This window comes from Nocardia sp. NBC_00881, from assembly GCF_045207455.1.
GTDB lineage: Bacteria > Actinomycetota > Actinomycetes > Mycobacteriales > Mycobacteriaceae > Nocardia.
Genome location: NZ_CP108798.1, coordinates 718,606 through 740,127, shown reverse-complemented (window position 1 = coordinate 740,127; position 21,522 = coordinate 718,606). Strand labels below are relative to the sequence as shown.

At 66.8% G+C, this 21,522-nt stretch carries 17 protein-coding genes; 11 read left to right on the top strand and 6 right to left on the bottom strand.

All coding sequences use genetic code 11. From position 1 onward, the window contains the following. Positions 1–127: 127 nt before the first annotated feature. The 11 genes from OH799_RS02800 to OH799_RS02750 all read left to right on the top strand — a co-directional run bounded on the left by OH799_RS02800 (position 128) and on the right by OH799_RS02750 (position 12,502). On the top strand, positions 128–1,114 hold the full coding sequence (locus OH799_RS02800; RefSeq protein ID WP_406281739.1) for a FecCD family ABC transporter permease: 987 nt from the start codon (positions 128–130) through the stop codon (positions 1,112–1,114). After that, positions 1,111–2,202 (top strand): FecCD family ABC transporter permease, encoded by a 1,092-nt coding sequence (locus OH799_RS02795; RefSeq protein WP_406275264.1) that lies wholly within the window; start codon positions 1,111–1,113, stop codon positions 2,200–2,202. Before OH799_RS02800 ends, OH799_RS02795 begins: the two co-directional genes overlap by 4 nt. Continuing rightward, on the top strand, positions 2,199–3,119 hold the full coding sequence (locus OH799_RS02790; RefSeq protein ID WP_406275261.1) for an ABC transporter ATP-binding protein: 921 nt from the start codon (positions 2,199–2,201) through the stop codon (positions 3,117–3,119). Before OH799_RS02795 ends, OH799_RS02790 begins: the two co-directional genes overlap by 4 nt. A 52-nt stretch (positions 3,120–3,171) precedes the next feature. Continuing rightward, on the top strand, positions 3,172–3,564 hold the full coding sequence (locus tag OH799_RS02785) for a BlaI/MecI/CopY family transcriptional regulator (RefSeq protein ID WP_357271308.1): 393 nt from the start codon (positions 3,172–3,174) through the stop codon (positions 3,562–3,564). A 43-nt stretch (positions 3,565–3,607) separates the two neighbouring features. Continuing rightward, positions 3,608–4,546 carry a M56 family metallopeptidase gene (locus OH799_RS02780; RefSeq protein WP_406275258.1) on the top strand — a complete coding sequence of 313 codons (939 nt, stop codon included), beginning with the start codon at positions 3,608–3,610 and terminating at the stop codon, positions 4,544–4,546. A gap of 175 nt (positions 4,547–4,721) precedes the next feature. Beyond that, positions 4,722–6,341, top strand: coding sequence for a DEAD/DEAH box helicase (locus tag OH799_RS02775; protein WP_406275255.1), 1,620 nt, complete (start codon positions 4,722–4,724; stop codon positions 6,339–6,341). A 3-nt stretch (positions 6,342–6,344) separates the two neighbouring features. Further along, positions 6,345–7,190 carry a DMT family transporter gene (locus OH799_RS02770; RefSeq protein ID WP_406275252.1) on the top strand — a complete coding sequence of 282 codons (846 nt, stop codon included), beginning with the start codon at positions 6,345–6,347 and terminating at the stop codon, positions 7,188–7,190. A 170-nt stretch (positions 7,191–7,360) separates the two neighbouring features. Continuing rightward, positions 7,361–8,797 carry a GuaB1 family IMP dehydrogenase-related protein gene (locus tag OH799_RS02765; RefSeq protein ID WP_406275249.1) on the top strand — a complete coding sequence of 479 codons (1,437 nt, stop codon included), beginning with the start codon at positions 7,361–7,363 and terminating at the stop codon, positions 8,795–8,797. Positions 8,798–9,046: 249 nt separating this feature from the next. Further along, positions 9,047–10,429, top strand: coding sequence for a hemolysin family protein (locus tag OH799_RS02760; RefSeq protein WP_357271293.1), 1,383 nt, complete (start codon positions 9,047–9,049; stop codon positions 10,427–10,429). Then, entirely contained in the window at positions 10,422–11,486 is a 1,065-nt protein-coding gene (locus OH799_RS02755) for a hemolysin family protein (protein ID WP_406275246.1), read from the top strand. The genes OH799_RS02760 and OH799_RS02755 overlap by 8 nt, the downstream gene beginning before the upstream one ends. Next, complete coding sequence (locus tag OH799_RS02750; protein ID WP_406275243.1) at positions 11,483–12,502, top strand: 3-methyladenine DNA glycosylase; 1,020 nt, start codon at positions 11,483–11,485, stop codon at positions 12,500–12,502. Before OH799_RS02755 ends, OH799_RS02750 begins: the two co-directional genes overlap by 4 nt. 86 nt (positions 12,503–12,588) lie before the next feature. On the opposite strand, the gene OH799_RS02745 is transcribed toward OH799_RS02750, so the two are convergent. The 6 genes from OH799_RS02745 to OH799_RS02720 form a co-directional block, all read right to left on the bottom strand. After that, positions 12,589–13,347 (bottom strand): NAD(P)H-dependent oxidoreductase, encoded by a 759-nt coding sequence (locus OH799_RS02745; RefSeq protein WP_406275240.1) that lies wholly within the window; start codon positions 13,345–13,347, stop codon positions 12,589–12,591. Positions 13,348–13,476: 129 nt separating this feature from the next. Further along, complete coding sequence (locus OH799_RS02740) at positions 13,477–14,049, bottom strand: hypothetical protein (RefSeq protein ID WP_406275237.1); 573 nt, start codon at positions 14,047–14,049, stop codon at positions 13,477–13,479. A 714-nt stretch (positions 14,050–14,763) separates the two neighbouring features. Then, positions 14,764–16,110 carry a tyrosine recombinase XerC gene (gene xerC / locus OH799_RS02735; RefSeq protein ID WP_406275234.1) on the bottom strand — a complete coding sequence of 449 codons (1,347 nt, stop codon included), beginning with the start codon at positions 16,108–16,110 and terminating at the stop codon, positions 14,764–14,766. Between the two features lie 340 nt (positions 16,111–16,450). Continuing rightward, on the bottom strand, positions 16,451–18,433 hold the full coding sequence (locus OH799_RS02730; protein ID WP_406275231.1) for a hypothetical protein: 1,983 nt from the start codon (positions 18,431–18,433) through the stop codon (positions 16,451–16,453). A 39-nt stretch (positions 18,434–18,472) separates the two neighbouring features. Beyond that, on the bottom strand, positions 18,473–19,705 hold the full coding sequence (locus tag OH799_RS02725; protein ID WP_406275228.1) for an MBL fold metallo-hydrolase: 1,233 nt from the start codon (positions 19,703–19,705) through the stop codon (positions 18,473–18,475). Positions 19,706–19,769: 64 nt separating this feature from the next. Then, positions 19,770–21,512 carry a hypothetical protein gene (locus tag OH799_RS02720; RefSeq protein ID WP_406275225.1) on the bottom strand — a complete coding sequence of 581 codons (1,743 nt, stop codon included), beginning with the start codon at positions 21,510–21,512 and terminating at the stop codon, positions 19,770–19,772. Positions 21,513–21,522: the final 10 nt, after the last annotated feature.

Here is a 21,522-nt window from a genome sequence, read left to right as displayed (position 1 = left end):
TCGAAAGATAGGTTAGGCTTACCAGACCTAGCAAGTATCGCGGTTCGAGTCAGGAGCGGTCGTCGCCGTGAAACACCTTGGCACCGTGAGGCGGCGTCGCCTTTCCGGACTCATCGTCTTGACCACCATGCTTCTGCTCGCCGTTATGGCAGGCGTCGCAGTCGGCACGCGCTCGCTCGCTCCCGGAACCGTGTACGACGCCGCGCACCACGCGTTGAGCTGCCCCAGCGGGCCCTTCACCTGCCCGGCTGGCTCGACCGAGGAACAGATCGTGCGCGGCCTGCGCATCCCCCGCACCGCGCTAGCGCTGGTCTGCGGGCTGGCGCTGGGCATCGCGGGCGTGCTTATCCAGGGCTACACCCGCAACCCGCTCGCCGACGCCGGCCTACTCGGCCTCAACGCGGGGGCGGCATTCCTGGCGGCGCTGAGCGTGTATCTGTTCGCGTTCACCGCGCCGGAGCAGTACATCTGGTTCGCCTTCGCAGGAGCGTTGATCGCCGGTCTGGTGGTATTCGGAATCTCGGCCGTCGGCGGCGGCAAGGCGAGTCCGCTGAGCCTCGTGCTGGCCGGCATCGCGGTGACCGCGTTCTTGCAAGCGATGACGAACGCCATCATCGTGCTCGACGCGTCAGCGTTGGACACTTACCGGTTCTGGGTCGTCGGCACGGTAGCGGGCCGCGATGCCGGGGTGTTCTGGCAGGTGCTTCCGTTCCTGGCACTCGGCACGCTGCTCGCGGTCGCGGTGTCGCCGAGACTGAATGTGCTCAGCCTCGGCGACGATGTCGCGCGGGGGCTCGGCGTGCACGTCGGCCGCAGCCGGGCGGTAGGACTGGCGGCCGTAGTACTGCTTTCGGGAGCGGCGACGGCGGCGGTCGGGCCGATCGCATTCCTCGGCCTCGCCGTCCCCCACCTCGCCCGGGTGTTCACCGGTCCGGACTATCGCTGGCTGGTTCCCTACTCCGGGCTGTTCGGCGCGTTGCTGCTGCTGGTCGCCGACATCGTCGGCCGCCTGGTGGTCCGGCCCGGCGAGTTGCAGGTCGGGGTGACGCTCGCCGCCCTCGGCGCGCCGTTCTTCCTCACGTTCGTCCGTCGCCGCGAGCTGGTGAGATTGTGACGATTTCGCTGGAGACCACGAGCAGGAGACGCGCACTACGGGTGGGACCGGTCTCGATGGTGCTGCGTCCGGCGATGACGCTGATCGTCGTCGCGCTGGCCGCGCTGGCGCTGGCGCTGTTCTGCCTCGACATCGCCGTCGGCGAGTCGCACCTCCCGCTCGGACGTGTACTCGACGTACTGACCGGAGGCGGCACCCACTCACAGCGGTTCATCGTGCTCGAATCCCGGTTGCCGCGCGCGCTCACCGCTCTGGTGGTCGGCGTCTCGCTCGGCCTCGCGGGTGCGATCACGCAGTCGATTCTGCACAATCCGCTGGCCGCACCCGACATACTCGGCATCACCTCCGGCGCGAGCCTCGGCGCGGTCGCCGTCCTGGTCGGCACCGGAGGCGCCGGCACAGGACTGGCCGCCACGGTCGGCGCGCCGCTGGCCGCGCTGATGGGCGGGCTGCTCACCGCGGTGGCCGTCTACCTGCTCGCCTGGGGACGCAATCCCACCGGTGAGCGCGGCACCACCGGCCTTCGGCTGGTGCTGATCGGCGTGGGCGTCAACGCGCTGCTGGTCTCGGGCGTCAGCTGGCTGCTGACCCGCGCCAGCTCGGTAGACGCGCAGCGCGCGCAACTGTGGCTCAACGGATCGCTCAACACAGCCGACCGCGCTCACCTGGCGCCCGCGGGGGTCGCCGCGACCATAGTCGTGCTCGTCGCGCTCGGCTCGGCCCGCACACTCGCGGCGCTGCGCCTCGGCGCGGACACCACCCGCGCGCTCGGTGTGCGAATCCAGACTCAGCAGGCTGTCTTGATCGGCGCGGCCGTGGTCGGCGCCTCGGTGGCGACGGCAGCCGTCGGGCCGGTGGGCTTCGTCGCGCTGGCGGGCCCGCAGATCGCGCGCCTGCTGCTGCGTACTCCGGGCGAACCACTGATCGGCTCAGCGCTGATCGGCGCCATCCTCGTGGTCGGCGCGGATGGCGCCTCGCGTGCGTTGTTCCCGGCAGAGCTGCCGGTGGGCGTCGTTACCGCGGCATTCGGCGGTCCGTTCCTGCTGTACATGCTCGTGCGGATGAATCGGAAGGTGACGCTGTCATGACCACCGCGGACATCACCACTACGGACACCACGGGCCGCCGGGCGAACGTCCCGGCGCACCGGCTGGGCGCCGACGGCGTCACCCTCGGCTACGGCGACCGGGTGATCGTCGAGGGGTTGAGCCTGGATATCGCCCCCGGCGTGATCACCACGGTGATCGGGCCGAATGGCTGCGGCAAATCCACGCTGCTGCGCTCGCTCGGGCGGTTACTGCGCCCGCGAACGGGCCAGGTCCTGTTGGACGGCAAGGCCATTTCGACGATGAAGGCCAAGGACGTGGCCCGCGTCGTCGGCATGCTTCCGCAGTCGCCGGTCGCACCGGAAGGGCTCACCGTCGCCGATCTCGTCGCGCGTGGTCGCCATCCGCATCAGTCCTGGTTCCTACAATGGTCGGCGACCGACGAAGCCGAGGTCACCACCGCGCTGGAACAGACAGGGATCGCCGATCTGGCCGACCGCACGCTCGACGAGCTCTCCGGCGGCCAGCGCCAGCGCGCCTGGATTTCCATGGCGCTGGCCCAGGGCACCGACATCCTGCTGCTCGACGAGCCGACCACCTACCTCGATCTGGCGCATTCGGTCGAGGTGCTCGATCTCGTCGACCGGCTGCACGCCGACCTCGGGCGGACCGTCGTCATGGTGCTGCACGATCTGAACCTCGCGATCCGCTACAGCGACCAGCTGGTCGTGATGCGGGCAGGGCGCGTCGTCGCCGCCGGCGCCCCGGCTGACGTCGTGTCCGTCGAGTTGTTGCGCAAGGTCTTCGACTTGGACGCCGCAGTGCTCGAGGACCCGGTCTCGGGCAGGCCGATGGTCGTGCCGATCGGCACAAGGCACGTGCGCGGCACAGCGGGCGGACCGGCTACCGTCACGCCGGAAACCGCAGCTATGAGAAATGACACACCAGCTATTCCATAGTTACGACGTCCTGTAGTACGCATCGACGTCGTTGATTACCTAAAATTGTGGAATGGCAGGTCTTGGTGAACTCGAGAAAGCGGTTATGGACCAGTTGTGGTCGGCCGACGAACCGCAGACGGTCCGGCAGGTGCACGAGGCGCTCGCCGCACGCCGTGAGCTCGCGTACACCACGGTGATGACCGTGCTGCAACGCCTCGCGAAGAAGAACCTCGTGGTTCAGCAACGCGACGACCGCGCGCACCGCTACGCACCCGTGCACACGCGCGACGAACTCGTGGCCAGTTTGATGGTCGACGCCCTACAACAGGCCGACGAGGCGGGCAGCCGCGCCGCCGCGCTCGTGCACTTCGTCGAACAGGTCGGGAAGGATGAGGCTGCCGCATTGCGGGAAGCACTCGCTAAGCTCGAAGCAACCGAGGATTCGGCACCGCCACCGCAGTAGCCTCCTCGGGCGCCCTGGCCCCACAACGCAGTGAGCTGAGTCGATGAACGCAACCGCGCCGGTCTTCGGCGGACTCGCATTGCTTCTCGCGGGGCCTGCCCCGCGCTTGCTGAGTCGGGCGACCTGGACTTACCGGACGCCCCGGGCAGCGCTGGTGCTCTGGCAGGCCATCGCGCTTGCCGCAGTGCTCAGCTCATTCGGGTCGGGGCTCGCCATCGCGGCCGAACTGCTCGTTCCCGGCCCGGACGGACGCCCGACCACCGCACCGACCCGCGAGATCGACGCACTCGGCCTGCCGCTGTGGCTGGCTTACGTGCTCGTCTTCGCGCTCACGCTCTTGGTCGGCGGCCGGCTGATCTACGCCATCGTCCGGGTCGGCGTGCACACCCGCAGGCGCCGGGCGCGCCACCGCATGCTCGTCGACCTGCTCGACCAGAGCGGTCCGCGGCGGCGCGCGGCGGATATCCGGGTGCTCGCCGCCACCGAGCCGATCGCCTACTGCCTGCCAGGCCTGCGCCAGCGTGTCGTGCTCAGCGAGGGCACGCTGACCAACCTGGCGGACGCCGAGGTCACCGCCATCGTGAGCCACGAGCGGTCGCACCTGCGGGCCAGGCACGATCTGGTGCTCGAGGCGTTCACCGCGGTGCACGAGGCCTTCCCCAGGCTGGTGCGCAGCAAGGCGGCCCTCGGTTCGGTGAAACTGCTCATCGAATTGCTCGCCGACGATTCCGCCGTCAAGGTCACCGGTCCGAAACCGCTGGCCCGCGCCTTGGTGGCGTGCGCGAAGTCCACCGCCCCGCAGGGCGCGCTAGCGGCGGGCGGGCCGACCACGCTAATCCGTATCCAGCGCCTGAGCGATCGGATCGGCGACGTGCGCATCGCCACGGCAGCCTATCTCGGCTCGGCCACCATTCTCGTGGTTCCGACACTGGCTGTGGCCGTACCCTGGCTCGTGGAACTGGGTCGGCTGTTCCACGGCTGAATCGCGGGCACGTATCCTGGACACTCGGCCCGCTCTCCGGTCGGCCGCACCACCTCACCACCGGCACTCGATCGCTCGCGCCGCAGCGCGGCGAACCGATCGTGCACCGCTCTCGATCCCACCGAACAGTGCGTTCCCGTCGAACGCGTTGTGCGACGAAAGGCATACACACCTCGTGACCCCCTCGACCACCGTCGCCGCGGCGCCCACCGTGACCTTTGCGGAATTGGGCCTGCCCGCCGTGCTCGTGCAGGCACTGCGGCGCGACGGCATCGAGACGCCGTTCCCGATTCAGTCCGCCACCGTGCCGGACGCCTTGGCCGCCAAGGACGTGCTCGGCCGCGGGCCGACCGGTTCCGGGAAGACCCTCGCCTTCGGCCTTCCGATGCTCACCCGTTTGGCGGGCGCGTCCGCCAAGCCGGGCCGACCGCGCGGGCTCGTGCTGGTACCAACCCGCGAGCTGGCCGCACAGATCGAGCGGGCGCTCGATGAGCCTGCGCTCGCGCTCGGTCTCCGCGTTGCCTCGGTAGTCGGCGGAGCGCCGATCAGGCGCCAGGCCGACCGGCTCGCCCGCGGCGTCGACCTGCTCATCGCCACGCCGGGGCGGCTCGCAGATCTCCTCGCGCAGGGCGCCGCCGACCTGTCCGACGTGGCGATCACCGCCCTGGACGAGGCCGACCACATGGCCGATATGGGCTTTCTGCCACAGGTGACCAAACTGCTCGACCGTACACCGAAAGACGGCCAGCGCCTGCTGTTCTCGGCCACCTTGGACGGCGATGTAGACAAGCTGGTCAAACGCTACCTGCGCTCGCCGGTTACCCATTCCACCGCGCCGCCGTCGGCTTCGGTCGCGACGATGTCGCACCACCTGCTGTACGTACGGGACAAGATAGCCAAGCGAGCTGTCGCCACCGAGATCGCCGCGCGCGACGGTCTGACCATCATGTTCGTCCGCACCAAGCATGGCGCCGACCGCCTCGCCAAACAGCTGCGCGGCGCGGGCATCCCCGCGGGCGCGCTGCACGGCGGTAAGGCACAGAACAACCGGACCCGCACCCTCGCCGCATTCGCCGACGGCTCGGTGCCGGTACTGGTCACCACCGATGTCGCCGCCCGCGGCATCCACGTCGACGGCATCTCCCTTGTCGTGCATGTCGATCCGCCAGCCGAGCCGAAGGCATACCTGCACCGGGCCGGGCGCACCGCCCGCGCCGGCGAGGACGGCGTCGTGGTCACGCTCGTCATGGATGAGGAACGCCGGGACGTCGAGTCGATGGCGCGCAAGGCCGGCGTCGAGGTCGACGGGGTCGACGTCCGTCCAGGCGACCGCACGCTGATTCGGATCACCGGCGCGCGCCGACCATCCGGAATTCCGGTCGCGGCGCCGACCGCACCCGCGGTGGCGCCCGCCACCGACCCGGCGAAATCCGCTCGCCGGAAGCCGGGGCGGCGCGGGGAGGCTTCCGCAACCAGTGGGCGCGGCGCGGGTGCGGCGAAGAAGTCCGGCGGACGTTCGGGCGCGGCGTCCTCGGCGGGCCACATCAGCGGCCCCGCCAAGGGAACGTCAGGCCGACGCAGCGCCGCGAAACTCACTGGAAATCCCGCCGCGGGCAACAACGTGGGACGGCATGCGGGCACGCCGAAGGCGGCACCCGGACGCAACTTCGATGCGACGGCCGAATTCTCGGCTCGAGCGGGAGTTTCCGGGTCCGCCGACACGCCCGGGCGTACGAGGCGACGCGCCGTGCGAGCACAGCAGTCACCAAGGCTTGGCAATCGCGGAGCGAACTAATTGGTGGCCACCCATACGCTCGGAGCCGTCGTCTGCGCGCTGATCGCGGCGCTGCTGTTCGCGGTCGCCGCGGTCGCACAGCAACGGGCAGCGGCCGCGGTACCGGAAGGGAACTCCCTCGTCGCATCGTTGTTGCGCAACCCGCGGTGGTGGGCGGGCATCGTCGGGGATGCGGGCGGATATGCCATGCAGGTCGCGGCGCTCGCGCTGGGCGCGGTGCTGTTGGTGCAGCCTATCCTGGTGAGCGCGCTGGTATTCGCGCTGCCGCTGGCAGCGCGGCTCAATAACCGCCGAATCGCAGCCCGTACTTGGGCGACCGCGCTCGCTCTGAGCGCCGCGCTGGCCTGTTTTCTCCTCGTCGGCGATCCGACCCCGGGCAATGCCAATGCGCCGCTGCGTGAATGGCTGCTTCCGCTGGGAGTATTACTCGCTCTGATCCTCGCAGCCACCGCATGCGGCATCGTCACGGAGGACCCGGCGCGGCGGGCGCTGCTGCTCGGTGCGGCCAGCGGGTCCTTGTACGGTTTGGCCGCCGCTCTCACCTCCTATGTCACCGGCCTGTTCGAGCATGGTCTCGGTGACGTGCCCGGCGCCTGGCAGACCTGGGCGCTGGTCGCAGCGGGCATCACCGGCGTTTATCTGCAGCAGCGCGCGTTCCAGGCCGGGTCGCTCACCGCGTCACTGCCCGCCGTCACAATCGCCGAGCCGCTTGCCGCCGCCTTCCTCGGCGTCGCAGCGCTCGACGAACGGTTCCGCACCGGCACGGTGGGCCTCGTTGTCACCGGGCTCGCGGTGCTGGTCATGTGCGCTACCGCGATCGCGCTCTCCCGCTCCCAGGCTGCCGCCTGATCGCCGACGAAGTGCGGCGGGACAACGGCGTGGTTCCGGTCGCCGCGAGGCAGACGCGGGAGAACCAGTGCATGACACGCCGATCAGCAGATCGATCGCCGCGGCGGGATAGTCGCCAGAGGTGCCAGAGAACGGCGCACTCGCACCGCCTGCCGGTTATCATCGGTCAAGTGCACTTTCTCCCTGGTCACCAGCCGCCGTACGATCTGACCTACGACGACATCTTCCTCGTCCCGAACCGGACCGATGTCACGTCACGCTTCGACGTCGATCTGTCGACGGCCGACGGGTCCGGCACCACCATCCCGATCGTCGTGGCCAACATGACCGCCGTCGCCGGGCGCCGGATGGCCGAGACCGTGGCCCGCCGCGGCGGCATCGTGGTTCTCCCGCAGGACCTGCCGATCAGCGCCGCCGCCGACACCATCGCTTTCGTCAAGGACCGCTCCCTCACCGCCGACACCCCGGTCACGCTCGACCCCGACCGCTCGGTCTCCGAGGCCGTCGCCCTCATGCACAAGCGTGCCCACGGTGCCGTGATCGTCGTCGACGCCGGACGTCCGATCGGCGTCGTCACCGAGGCGTCCTGCGCCGACGTCGACCGCTTCGCCCGACTGCGCGAGGTCGCGGTCACTGATTTCGTCCAGGCGCCGGCAAGCGCCTCCCCGCGCGACATCTTCGACCTGCTGGACAGCAAGCACGCCACATTCGCCGTGCTCACCGCTGCGGACGGCACCCTGGCGGGAGTGCTGACCCGCACCGGTGCGGTCCGCGCCGGCATCTACCAGCCCGCGGTCGACGCCAAGGGCAAGCTGCGCGTCGCGGCCGCGGTCGGCATCAATGGCGACGTGGCCGCCAAGTCCAAGTCCCTCGTCGACGCAGGCGCCGATCTGCTCGTCATCGACACCGCGCACGGCCACCAGACCAAGATGCTCGAAACCCTCGCCGCCGTCCGCGATCTCGGCCTCGGCGTCCCACTCGTCGCGGGCAACGTGGTCTCCGCCACGGGCACCAGGGACCTCGCCGAGGCGGGTGCGGACATCATCAAGGTCGGGGTCGGCCCCGGCGCCATGTGCACCACCCGCATGATGACCGGCGTCGGCCGTCCGCAGTTCTCCGCGGTGGCCGAATGCGCCGCCGCCGCCAGACAACTCGGCGTGCACACCTGGGCCGACGGCGGGGTGCGCCATCCCCGCGACGTGGCGCTCGCACTGGCTGCGGGCGCGTCCAACGTGATGATCGGCTCCTGGTTCGCAGGCACCTACGAGTCGCCCGGCGACCTGCGCGTCGACCGCGAGGGCAACGCCTACAAGGAGAGCTTCGGCATGGCGTCCAAGCGCGCCGTCGCCGCCCGCACTGCCTCCGACAGTGAATTCGACCGTGCACGTAAGGCGCTGTTCGAGGAGGGCATCTCCAGCTCACGAATGCGGCTGGACCCCGAGCGTCCCGGCGTCGAAGACCTGATAGACCACATCTGCTCCGGTCTCCGCAGCGCGTGCACCTACGCGGGTGCGCGAAGCCTCAGCGAATTCCATGACAAGGCCGTGCTCGGCGTGCAGTCCGCGGCTGGTTTCGCCGAAGGTCGTCCACTGCCCAGCGGTTGGTGAGTCGAGACACGCGCGAACAACCCGCCACCGGCCCACGCGACCTGACGCGTGGGCCGGTAACATGGTGGTTGCCGGACTCCGGCACCATGGCTCATTCCGCGAAAGGATCCAGTTGTCACCCGCGTCCGAGGGCGCCGCACAGGAGGGCTCCTCTATCGAGCCGGGTGACAAACCCGGCGTCCTCCTCTTCGCAGTAGTCGTCCCATTCCCCACAGGCCGGTTCCCAGCACTGTTCGGATGGTGCTGACGATGTCCGTCGCGCTCACCGCGCTCAGCTTGATCGGGCTCGTCGCTCTCACGGTAGGCACCGCTCTGTTCGTCGCCGCCGAGTTCTCCCTCACCGCACTGGAACGCAGCACCGTCGAGGCCCACGCTCGCACCGGTGACGTGCGCGCGCGGATGGTCCGCAAGGCGCATCGCACGCTGTCGTTCCAGCTGTCCGGCGCACAGCTCGGCATCACCATCACCACGCTGATCACCGGCTACATCGCCGAGCCTGTGCTGGCCAGGCTGCTGAACCCGGTGTTCACCGGGATCGGCCTGAGCGACGCCGCCGCGCACGGCGTCGCGCTCGCGCTCGCGCTGGTGCTGGCTACCTCGCTATCGATGATCTACGGCGAGCTGGTGCCCAAGAACATCGCCATCGCCAAGCCACTGGCCACCGCCCGCACGACGGCCGGCCCGATGATCGGCTTCTCGGTGGTATTCAAGTGGATGATCCATTTCCTCAACGGCACCGCGAACTGGGTGGTCCGCAGGCTCGGCGTGGAACCCGCCGAGGAGTTGCGCTCGGCGCGGTCCCCGCAGGAACTCGGCTCCCTGGTGCGCACGTCCGCGCTACGCGGCGCGCTCGACCAGCGCACAGCCCAGGTGATGGATCGCTCGCTACAGTTCGGCGAGCGCAGCGCCGAGGAGCTGATGACGCCGCGGGTGAAGATCGAGTCACTGGACAAGCTCGACACCATCGCCGATCTCATCGACGCGGCGGGCCGCACCGGCTATTCCCGGTTCCCGGTGATCGACGGTGATCTCGACAACACCTTGGGCTTCGTGCACGTCAAGCAGGCGTTCACACACCCGGCGAACGCGCGCAGGACCATCCCCTTGCGTATGCTCGCCCGCCCGGTGCCGATCGTGCCCGCCAGCCTCGACGGCGACGAAGTACTCGAACGCATCCGGGCCGACGGTATGCAGGTAGCGCTCGTCGTCGACGAGTACGGCGGCACCGCGGGCCTGGTCACCATGGAGGACATCATCGAGGAGATCCTCGGCGACGTCCGCGACGAGCACGACGAGGAGGAGCGCGATGTGCGGCGTGTCTCCGACGGCTGGGACTGCTCAGGCCTGCTGCGCATCGACGAGGTATCCCGGGCCACCGGATACGACGCCCCCGAGGGCGAGTACGAGACCCTGGGCGGTCTCGTACTGACCAGGCTGGGCCGCATCCCCGTGGCAGGCGACGAAATCGTGCTACCGAATCCCCGCTCACAGCAGTGGTCGTCGGCGGACACTCCTCGCACAGGCGGCTGGGTCGCCCGCGTCGAGCGGATGGACGGGCGGCGCATCGACCGGGTGCGCCTGATCCCCGTCGCCGCCGACGCCCTCGCCACCAGGGAGCACAGCCATGGGTGACCTGTTCGGCGTGCTGCTCACCGTCGTGCTGCTCGGTGGCAACGCCTTCTTCGTCGCGGCCGAGTTCGCACTCATCTCCGCGCGCCGCGACCGGCTGGAAGCGCTGGCGGCGCAAGGCAAACGGAACGCGACCACGGTGATCCGTGCGGGCGAGAACCTCTCGATGATGCTCGCGGCGGCCCAGCTGGGCATCACGATCTGCTCCATCCTGCTCGGCCGCGTCGGCGAGCCCGCCATCGCGCATCTGCTCGAGGGCCCCTTCGAGCTGCTCGGCCTACCCGAGCAGCTGTTGCACCCGGTGGCGTTCACGCTCGCGCTCACCATCGTGGTCATCCTGCACATCCTGTTCGGCGAGATGATCCCGAAGAATATCGCGCTGGCCGGGCCGGAACGCTGTGCACTGCTGCTGGTTCCGGTGCACCTGATGTGGCTGCGGCTGGCCCGCCCGCTCATCGCGCTCTACAATCTCGCCGCCAACCTGTCGCTGCGGCTGCTGCTGATCGAGCCGAAGGACGAGCTGCAAGCCACCGTCTCCTCGGTGGAGCTCGCCGAGATGATCGGCGAGTCACGCTCGGAAGGCCTGCTCGACGAGGAGGAGCACCGCCGCCTCACCCAGGCGCTCGGCACGAGCGACCGGGTAGTCGCCGACGTCATGGTGCCGCTGGACGCGACCCGGTCGATTCCATTGCGTGGTAACGGGACCACCCTCGGCGACATCGAGTCCGCCGTCGCCGAGACCGGCTTCTCCCGCTACCCGGTTCGGGCGAGCGACGGCTCGCTGGTGGGATACCTGCACGTCAAGGACGTGCTCGACAAGGTCGCCGACGAGAGCGCCGGTCCCGCGACGCCGATCCCGCGCACCGACATCCGGCCGCTGCCGACCGTCGGCATGGGCACCACGCTCTATGAGGCGTTGGCCCGCCTGCGGCGCACCAACAGCCACCTCGGCCGGGTGGTCGACGAGCGGGGCAACACCTCCGGCGTCGTCGCCTTGGAGGACCTCGTGGAGGAGTTCGTCGGCACCGTCCGGGACGGTACGCACCGGGTGATCGAATGAATACCGGGCGAGTTCCCACCGCCTCGGCGACGTGGCGACGGGATGTCGGCATAACCGTACTGCCTGCGGCGCGCTGGCGGGCGAGCGCTGCCGCCCACCGGGCCCGGCTCGACGAGCTGGTCGGGCCATACTTCGAACAGCGGGCGCAGGGTTCGTCGCATCCGGTGATCGACTTCTTGTTCACCTATTACGGTCACAAACCCGCCCACTTGCGGCGTTGGCATCCGGGTTACGGCGTCGCGCTGGCGGATGCCGCCGAGTACGAAGGCTTTCGCGGGTATCGCCATATGACGGTGGAAACCGCTACCGGAAGCGACGGCGCGGCACACGCATCACCCTGCGGTGTTTTCGATAACGTCTGCACGGCCGACCCCGCCTATCTGGCCAAGCGCCGTGATACCGTCGAGTTCGTCGCGAACCTGCTGCGCGCTACCGCCTCCCGGCCAGCACAGCTGTCCTGCTTCGGTCTGCACGAGTGGGCGATGGTGTATCGCACCGACGACGTCCGCCACCAGAAAGTGCCGCTGCGGCTGGGGCGAGCGGGCACCGACGCTGTGGTCGAGTCGATGTCGTTGCGCTGCACACATTACGATGCCTATCGCTTCTTCACCCCGGACGCGGTGGGCCGGAATGCCGAGCCGCTGACGCGCGCCGACCAGGTGCTCCGCGAACAGCCAGGATGCTTGCACGCCAACATGGACCTGTACAAGTGGGGCTTCAAGCTGGTCCCGCTGATCTCCTCCGAGCTGCTGCTGGACTTTTTCGAATCGGCCTGCGCCGCCCGCGTACTCGACATGCGCGCCAGCCCCTACGATCTGTCCGAGTACGGCTACGAGCCGGTCCGCATAGAGACACCGGCGGGCCGCGCCGAGTACGTCCGCGCACAATCAGCGCTGGCCGATCGCGCGGCCGAGTTGCGCCGGATCTTCCTCGGCGTATGCGACGGACTTCTCGCCCAGCACTCCGCCTCGGCCACCGTTCGCTCGGCCGGGTCAAGGAGAGCGCTCGCTCGATGATCCACCAGCAGGGTCAGGAAAACGGAGCTGATGGGCATACTGCTCACCCAGCGCGGGGGCGCGGCTGTCCTGACCGGCACGCGCCGTCAGGACGCCGCGTGCAAACCGAACCCGCTCGCACCCTTCGCTTCCCGGCCGGGCTCGAGGCGCAGGCTCCGGTCGTAGTCGCCACCGCCCTGCGGGCGGTAGCGGATCGGTTCCAACTTCGCCAGATTCGACATTCGCTGCCTGAGGTCGTCGGCGACCTCGTCGAAACGCTCCGAGCCGAGGCGAATCGTGCCGTACACGAGGAACGGCGGCAGCACATCCATGCCCGGATAGTAAAGAATGCCATGGTGAATCGGGAACAGCAGGTCGTCGACCGGCCCGTTGACGCCGCGATCGGAGTACGACGGCTCCCTGCCACCGATACTGACCACCAGCATCGCACGCCGGCCCGCCAGCACGCCCGCCCCATACCTCGGCAGCGCATTCCCCCCGGCGCCGTAGGCGAACCCGCAGGTGAAAACCCGATCGACCCAGCCCTTCATGATCGCGGGCATGCTGAACCACCACAGCGGGAAATGCAGGAGGACGGTGTCGGCCCAGAGCAGTTTCTCCTGCTCGGCGCGGATGTCGGAGCTCAGCGTCCCGTTATGATAGGCGGCACCTGAGGCCAGCATGAAGTTGGTCTCCTCGACCACACCGAAATCGTCGGGGTCGGCGTGGGCTTTCCAGCCCATGGCGTACAGATCCGTTATCCGTACCTCGTGCCCGTCGGCCCGTAACTGTTGCACTGCCACGTCTTTCAGCGCACCGGTGAGTGAGTCCGGCTTCGGGTGGGCGTACACGACCAGTACGTTCATTCCGGCTTCCGTCACATTTCGGCGCAACGCCACTCGCGACGAAGGAATTCCTTCAAGTCTCCGACCTGCACGATCACCCATGCAGCCACAGCGAAATCACTCGACGAGCTCTTCGGCGACCAGCGCCTGTCAATGGTGCTCCACGAATCGGTACCAGTGCCCCTCGAACGTCTCGTACTCGACGCCGTTGGTGGCGGGCGGGCCGATGTGGGGTGGGGTCGCGGGGTCGCTGAAGTAGGCGAACCCGCCCGAGTTCGATTCGTGTGCTTGGGTGTAGAACAGGCAGCCACCGTCACGGGAAGTGATGTAGGTGATCGTGTAGATGCCGAGACGGGTGCGGTGGCCGGGGTTGGCGCAGTCGGCGGCCTGGTCTTCGAGAATCGGGCGCGAGAGCCGCCAACCGGTGGCTTCGGGTATGTCGAACCAAACCAGCGCTACCAGTACGCCGAGCAGCAGAGGCGACACGAGACTGTAGAAGAAGGCGCGGTAGCGCAGCAGGCCCAGCAGCCCGAACAGCAGGGCGATCGCGCCGAGCACTCCGAGGACGAACCACAGCACGACGATGGTCGGGAGCGTCCCCTCGGCCGCCAGCTGCCAGAACAGCGCTGAACAGGACACCGCGACAAGGGCGGCCAGGAGCCCCATCCAGAGAACGAACCAACGAGGAATACGCGCCCGTGCACGGGATCTGGTGGTGCTCACCTGATCAAGATACGAGCGCCGCGGGCTTCGCGGGCGTTATCGAGGACGAAATCGCCCGACCTGCTGGCGGTCACGATGCTGTGTATCCCAGCAGACGGGACGTTCGGAGGAGGGAAGCCCGCGCAACCTGTATACACCTACTCCGCAAGCAACCGAGCGCTGCATGATCAGGCTGACTATGTCAGCGCCGCGCTAACCCTTCGAACTTTCTGACGATCCGAGGATCACTTGCCGTCGCCGCGCAACTCGCAATCGTAAAAGCACGCTTCGGTTCGGCACCGGCCTCGGACACGAAAAATCCCCCGGCCAGTAATCTGACCAGGGGATTCGACGACGAAATCCATCGCTTACAGCGGCGGGAACCCCGCCGACCCGGTAGCCATCCAATTCCAGAACATCGCGGCCCGGTTGACCAGCAATGCCACGATGTCGAGCACAACGCTTCCCATAAATCTTCCTCACAAATCGACGATCTCTGTGCGCCCAAGGGTAACGGATTGATAAAGGGGAGTCGAAGCTCGTCGTGGTGCGGAAAAGCGCGACGCGATTACACGGAGGCCAGCGCCTTCGCCTCGCGGCGACGGCGGTGCAGGATCGGTTCGGTGTAGCCTCATGACTCTGCTTCCTCGCCTGACCTGCGGTTTAACTTAGCTCAAATCCGCCAGTGACCGTTTTGTGGCCGTTTTAGGAGGGTCACCACCAACCACCTGCGTATCACCGGGCATCGGCAAGATCAACAACGTGGCGAGTCTCTGGGACGTAGTGCCTCGCGGTTACGGCCGAATCCACCTCGTGACCCAGGATTAGCCGGGCAGCGGGAAGCCCGTACTTTTCGGCTACGCGCGTCGCGCGGGTGGAGCGGAGCGTCTTTACCGTCGACCACTCGAGGTCCAGCCCCTTGACAACCGCCGCCCAGGTCTTGGACATCTGTTCCGACCGCACCACTTGGCCGGTCCGGCTTGGGATCACCAGTTGGTGACCGGGTGACGCTGCTATCTGTCGCCGACGCAACATTGCCATGCAGTCAGGACCAACCTTAATCGTCCGCATCGATCGTGCGGTCTTCGTGAACGGCTGACGGTAGGCGACGCAGACAACGTCGTCATCGTTGTAGTTCGGCCATCCACGAGGCATGACGATCTCGTCGTGAGGCAGCCGATACTGCTCGATGACTTCCTTGAGTTGCCGCACACGCAGTTCGGTATCAACGATAGTGCCAGAAATAGTCACTTCATGTGTGTCGAAGTTGACGTCGTCGAAGCGAACTGACAAAGCCTCGCTCGGGCGAGCAGCGAGTTCGTACATCAGCTTCGTAAAATCCATGTATCGCTGTTCGAACACTCGGGATTGCTTCGGGCGAGGGAAGTAAGCACGTTCGGCCTCCCAGTACGAGGTGAGCTCTTGGGGGGTGAACGGCTGCGGCTCATCGGGGAAAAACGGATTGCGCACCGTGCTTGCGCGGCTTCTGGACTGTTTGGCCCGAATTACCTTGTACCCCTTCACTGTGTCGACGGGATTGTCATCACGGAAGCCGTCGTCAACAAGCATCTGAAACGCGTTCCGCAGGATGGACTTCTGGCGGGCGTTCTTGTACGAAAACCCGCTCAGCAACTCCAAGTGTATGCGGATGTGGAACGGCCTCGTGTCGGCCGCCTTCATCCTTCCAAGGACCGACCCAGCTAGCGTGATCTTGTCGGATTTCGCTCGGCCCTTCGTGGCCGGTTCGATCTCGCGCCGATAATGCTTTGCGTTCTGAGGCCGCTTCTGTTTGTCGTTCTCATAGGTGCGGAGCCACGCCCTGCACAGCTCCTCGACGGTCACCTCCGGCGGATAAGTACCAACCGATTGGGCGCGCGGTTTCCATGCAGCGAGCCGCTTCTTGAGATTCGCAATGGCTTTCGGTTTGGTCTTTCCTGAGGCATGGACTTTCGCTGGATCACCATACGGCTCGCCAACCAGGCAATGAACCTGGTAGATCTTTCGAGCTTCGTTAAACGTCTCAAGGCCGGGCCGCGCGCGGCGATCGGCGCAGCAAGCAACCGGGCGACTCGACACGAACACCCGATCCGAACCCGATCTCTCCGAAACTGAAATCTACGCCGAGACGTCGGAATCACCCGTGGCGGATGGGAGCTGGTTCGTCCTCCCTGACGCGACCGTCATTTTACGAACGCCCGACCGTCGCCAAGATCCCCCTCCACCGTCCCGGCTGCTATGCTCCGATCCTCACCGATATGGGCTCGCGCCCAGCCCGACTGAGCGCCGGGTTCGTGAGCGCGTGCCCTGTCGGCAAGACCTTTGCGGACTAGAGTTGCCAGCCTTTCATCGGTCGGAGGACGCGATGGTTGTCGGGTCGCGATCCGCGTGGGACTCGACGCCTCGACCTGGGTGGAAACGAGGGTCACAAGAGCTGGTTGATGGCGGTGGCCTGCTCCGAGGTGATGGGTTTGGACGCCCAGCTGAATCCAACGTCGGTGAGGACGATGTCCCGGTCGGCGGGTACGGCGGTACCGACGAGTGGCAAGTTCGACAGCCTGGCTTCCAGTTTTCCCGCGACGAGTACGGCGATGGCGCGATTGGGGGCGGTGCCGACGGCAGCGGCGAGGACGCCCGCGTGTTCGGTGTCAACGGTGAGTGCGAAGGTCCCGGTTCCGGTGTCGTATCCGACGACCGCCGCGCAGGCCTGCGGCCACAGCAGATCCGGTAGCTGGGTGCGCAGCTCGCTGGTGTCGACGCCGACGCCGGCCAGTAGATCGAGCACCGGGACTGCGGCGTCCGCTGATGCCTCCCATCGGGCGACGAGCTGGGAACCTGTGGCGCCTGGACGGCTCTGGAAGGTCACGGCAAAAACCAGTTCGCGCGGCGGCGCGTCCGCGATCTCGGGGACGGCCAGGATCCGCAGTTCACCGCCGATGGTAGCCGCTTCCCCGCGTCGCGCACTGACCTGGACCAGCAGCTGAGCGTCTTTGTCGCCCAAGGCGAATCGGGCGTCGCCCAGGAATTCGATCACACCGTCCGATCCGAATCGCAGCGCCAGCTCATCGATCGTCAATCCCTCGAGTTCCGATGGTGGGGTGATCCCGAGCACGCTCATGACCGTGGCCGGTTCGATGCCGATGGCGTGGGCGCTGAACTCCCATCCGATGGGCGCCCAGCTGCCCGTGACGTCGAGGGCGCCATCAGCGAGGGTCCAAATACCTGTGATCTCACCTGATTTCACGCCGCCCACATCGGCGAGCCGCAGGGTGATCCCGCTCAGTTCGATGCCCTCGGTGAAACTCCACACCCCGGCGAGGGTGAATTCCAGCCCGTAACTTTGGTTCGGTCCCTGGGCGAGTTCGGCCCACAGTTCCAGTTCCTCGAGTGTGAGGTTCGCCAAGGGTGCGGGCACGATGCCATCGAACCGCGCGTCCAGCAGCGGGCCGATCGGCACCGGCTCCACCAGCCGACCCTGAAGAAACCGTCTGGGCAGACTCACCCCGACCTCTACCGTGACGTCGTCGGCAAGGGTAACGATTCCGCCGAGCATCGACGCGACGTGGCAGGCGCCGAACGGATCTGCGATAGAGAACACTGCATGGGGATCTTCGATGATGATACCGGGGATCGCGTTCCAGGATTTGTCGATGCTCACCTCCAATCGCATAGCCCGCCAATCGGACTGCACTCCCCAGGGTCGGGGCCCGGCTAGGGCTCGCCGTGACTGTTCGGGAGTTACCAAAACGATCGCCAAGGCCCGTAGTGCGAGTGCACCAAGGACATCGCCCGGAATATCGAAACCTGTTGGGGGCAGGCCGAAGAACCGAAGCAGGGTGTCCAGATCCGGGATGGCGACCTCGTCGAACTCGGACCTGAACTGCCACGACTGTCCGGGCCGCATCGGCGGGGCACCCCAAATGTAGGGTCGCGGAATGGTGTCGGAGTCCGGGAACAGGATCTCCGCGCCGAACCCGACTACCGGCCGGGGCGGGTATGTTCCCGTGCCCGCCTCGATCCCGAGTACCAGATGCAGTTGACCCAGGTTTATCTTGGCCAGCACATCGCGCGCTTCTGTCAGGAAATCGGGCAGCCCCCGGCCGTCCGGCAGCAGGACGGCATCGATCCAGACACCCGTCACAAGTTGCTCTGCGTCATCGGCGAGGAACTCCACTTCCGCCCGGGACGCGGCCTGCCCCAGCAGGGAGATGCTGCCGACAATCGTGAGCCCATCGACATCCACGTCATCCACGGTGACATTCCGCAGCTCCAGCAGCGAGTCGGTGAGATAGTCCTGGAATAACTCCAGCGCCGGTTCCAGACCGAACTCACTGGCAGCCATCCGCAGATATCCCGCACCAGCGGCCTCCTGCAGTGCGACGCGTAACTGGTTGACGGTCAACGGCATGATGGGTCTCCTCGCACCTGCTCGGACGTGTTTCGGGTCTTATTCGGCGTGGATGGAGTAGGTGCCGTCCGTAGGATGGTCCAGGCGCAGGTGCCAGTCGGCTCCGCGCCATGCGTCACGGTTTCCGGCGAGCAGCGGTTTGTCCAGCTCCGCCGGTTGCGGGAAGGCCATTCCCGGCTCGCAGAAGTTGCTGAAAACGCCCTGCGTGGTGGACACCGCCCAGATCTGCTTCGGATCGGCAGTCGGCTGATATCCGTAGATCCGGGATCGAGCAGTCACCACCGGGTCCGCGATCCCGTTCGCGCCCCGAACCCTCTTCCACGTTGGCAGCACCCGACCGCGAATATTGGCTTCGGTGAAGGTCGTCGAGGCCCCGCTGAACTGCAGCATGCCGGTGCTGACGAACAGCCCGTCCGGGGTGGTGTGCTCGATCCACTCGTCGCAGGTCGAGGTTGCGCTGCCGTGGTGGCCCATCTTCAGCCACAGGTTTGACTGTCGGCCCATCCAATCCTTCTTTTTATCAAACCCCATCAGCAGCATTTCGGTGATGTCCACCGCATCGCCCATCAACAGCACCCGCTGGCGTTTGCCGCCACTGTCCCGTTCCCCCTGTAACACCGTCACCAAGCTGCTCTGATTCGCGATTTCCTCCTTGGTGTACTCAACACGTTTCCGTTTCGGGCCCTTGCGTCCATGGATTACACCGTCTCCGTACCAGCTACCACCGAGCATGAGCAGATTCGCTCGGGACGTATCCCGGCTCAGCAGAGGAAGCGGTTCGGTCTGAGGGTCCATCGCAATCGGCCTCTCCTCGACCTTGTGCCCGGCCGGGCTCGTCAGCGTGTCCGGATCGGTCAGCAAATCCTTCATGAATGTGCCACCGCCCTCGCGGTACTCCATGGGATCAAGGGTGTAATAGAGGGCCTTGATGGTGTACGCGAGCTTGCCCGTGGCGTCGAGCAGCACTTTGTGGAGCAGGTTGAAGTGGTCTTTGTCCGGGTGCGTGATGATCAGCGCATCGAGGGTGCGCGGGTTGTCCAGCCGCTCGAGGTAGTTCGCGAGCTTTGCTTTCAAGTGGGCGACCATCAGGGCGCTCGCGTTGCCCTTGGCGCCGGTGGGCGGTGTCATCGGCGCTACCGCTCCCGATGATCCGCAATCGATGAGGATGGCGTGCGTGCCCTTTCCCGTCGCTGGATCGACACCTCTGTCGTAGAACCACAGCAGGGTGCAATCGCCCTGACCGACATTGAAAAAGATTGCCTCGACCGGCATCTCGCCCTCCGCTCACGAGTTCTATTGACACCTGCCACACGTTGTGTGGCTCGTGGGATCGGCGTTACCCGACTCCCGAAATGGTTCCAGTGCCCAAGGGCATCCACAGCAAGGTCGCCGATGAGCTGCCCGAGCCGGTGTATTTCACGGTGGTGGCGTTGCCTTTTCGGACCGGGAGGATGGCCGAGCGCACCTCGGGTTCACCCGACGCCGTCGGCGGACTGGCCCATACGGTGGCCCCTTCGCTGCCGATCCTGGCTTCCCCCGTCGCGCCGGGCTGTCTGGTGACCGAGACCATGACGTATCCGTCGGTGGGCGGGGTGAAGGTCTGCTCGACACCGCTGCGCATCGCGAAAATCTGCGGCGCACCGTGCAGATGCGATATACCCAACCGGGCGTCCAGGCTACCGACGACCTCGACATCGCCGGCGGTGTGTATCTGCGTGCCCGAAAGCCCCGCGGCCCCGGTGACCGTCAGCGAGTCTGTCAGGACAGCGCCCCCCGTCACCCGGATCGGTCGCTCCACCGTCAGCCCCCGGGTTGTCACCCCCGGCGAACCGATGGTGATGCCCGCGCCGCCAGCAAGCACGACTCTCTCTGTGACGGTGATGTTTTCGGTTGCGGTGAAGTCGGTAAAGGACAGCGCCTTGCGGCCCACCTCGAGGTGGGTGGTGAGATGCCGGACGTGTCCGCCGCGGGTGGCTGTGAGCGTGAAATTGGTCGCGTCGAACAGCGGAGGCGATGTCCAGCTGCCGCCACTCGCCTGCGCCGTCTGTTCGGCACCTGCCGAATCCCGGAAGGAGATCGTGTATTTTGCGTTCTGCACGCCGTCCCACAGCAGGGTCGCGGTCCGGTTGTAGTCGACGACGGTGCTGGCCGGGCGGAAGCTGTGGACGTAGAACTCGTTGGCGACCTTCTCGACTACATATCGGCTGCGGTTGACGAAGTAGTCATCCGGGCGCCACCCATATGCCGCCACCTGGTCCACGCTGATCGGTACTCTCCACGGCGCACCGTTCACCTCGAGTCCGGACACGGTGAATTCCACCCGGCGCGTGTTGTCGAAGGAGTCCCGACCTTCCGGAACGAAGCGGAACACCGCGATATCGGGGTCGGAAAGGTCGGGCGCCAGCGGCGTCCAGCGCACGCCGGCGTTTCCGGCATTCACCGAACACGCGGCGGCGGCGGCGTTGTCGGCCAAGGCCTGCGCACGGCGGCCCAGCGGAACACGGATCGCGATACCCGTGCAATGTGTCACCTGGTCTGCCCCGGACATCGGGCCCAGGATGATCCGCAGCCGACCATACTGAAGTTCGTCGAAGGTGCTGACGGGCAGCGGATTCGGGGTGGAAGTCAGAATGGTCGGAATCTCGTGGTCTGCAACGATGTCCAGCGTGCGCACCGCCACCGGATCGCTACACGGTTCGTCGACCACCAACTTCAGGGCCGTGACACGCGATGATCCATGTGAGAGCGGAACTTCGATTTGTTGTACCCCCGCCCCCACCGGTCCGACCGAGCGCCAGCCTTGCTCACCGTAGACGCTGTACCACACACTGAACTTCGGCCACAGGTGGTTGCCTGCACCGTCGCCTAATTCGATCACCAGGTGACGGAGACGGTACTGGTAGCCCAGCACCATGCGGATCTCCGCACCCGCCTGCGGCGCCTCGGCACTCAGATAGAACGTCGACGAATTGTCATCGATCATGTTTTCCGCCGGGTATCCGTCGGCGGCGGGCATTGCCGCAGTGATCCGGCCCCATCGGATATCGGGATACGAGCTGGCGCTTTCGCTGGTCGTCATGATGTCCTTT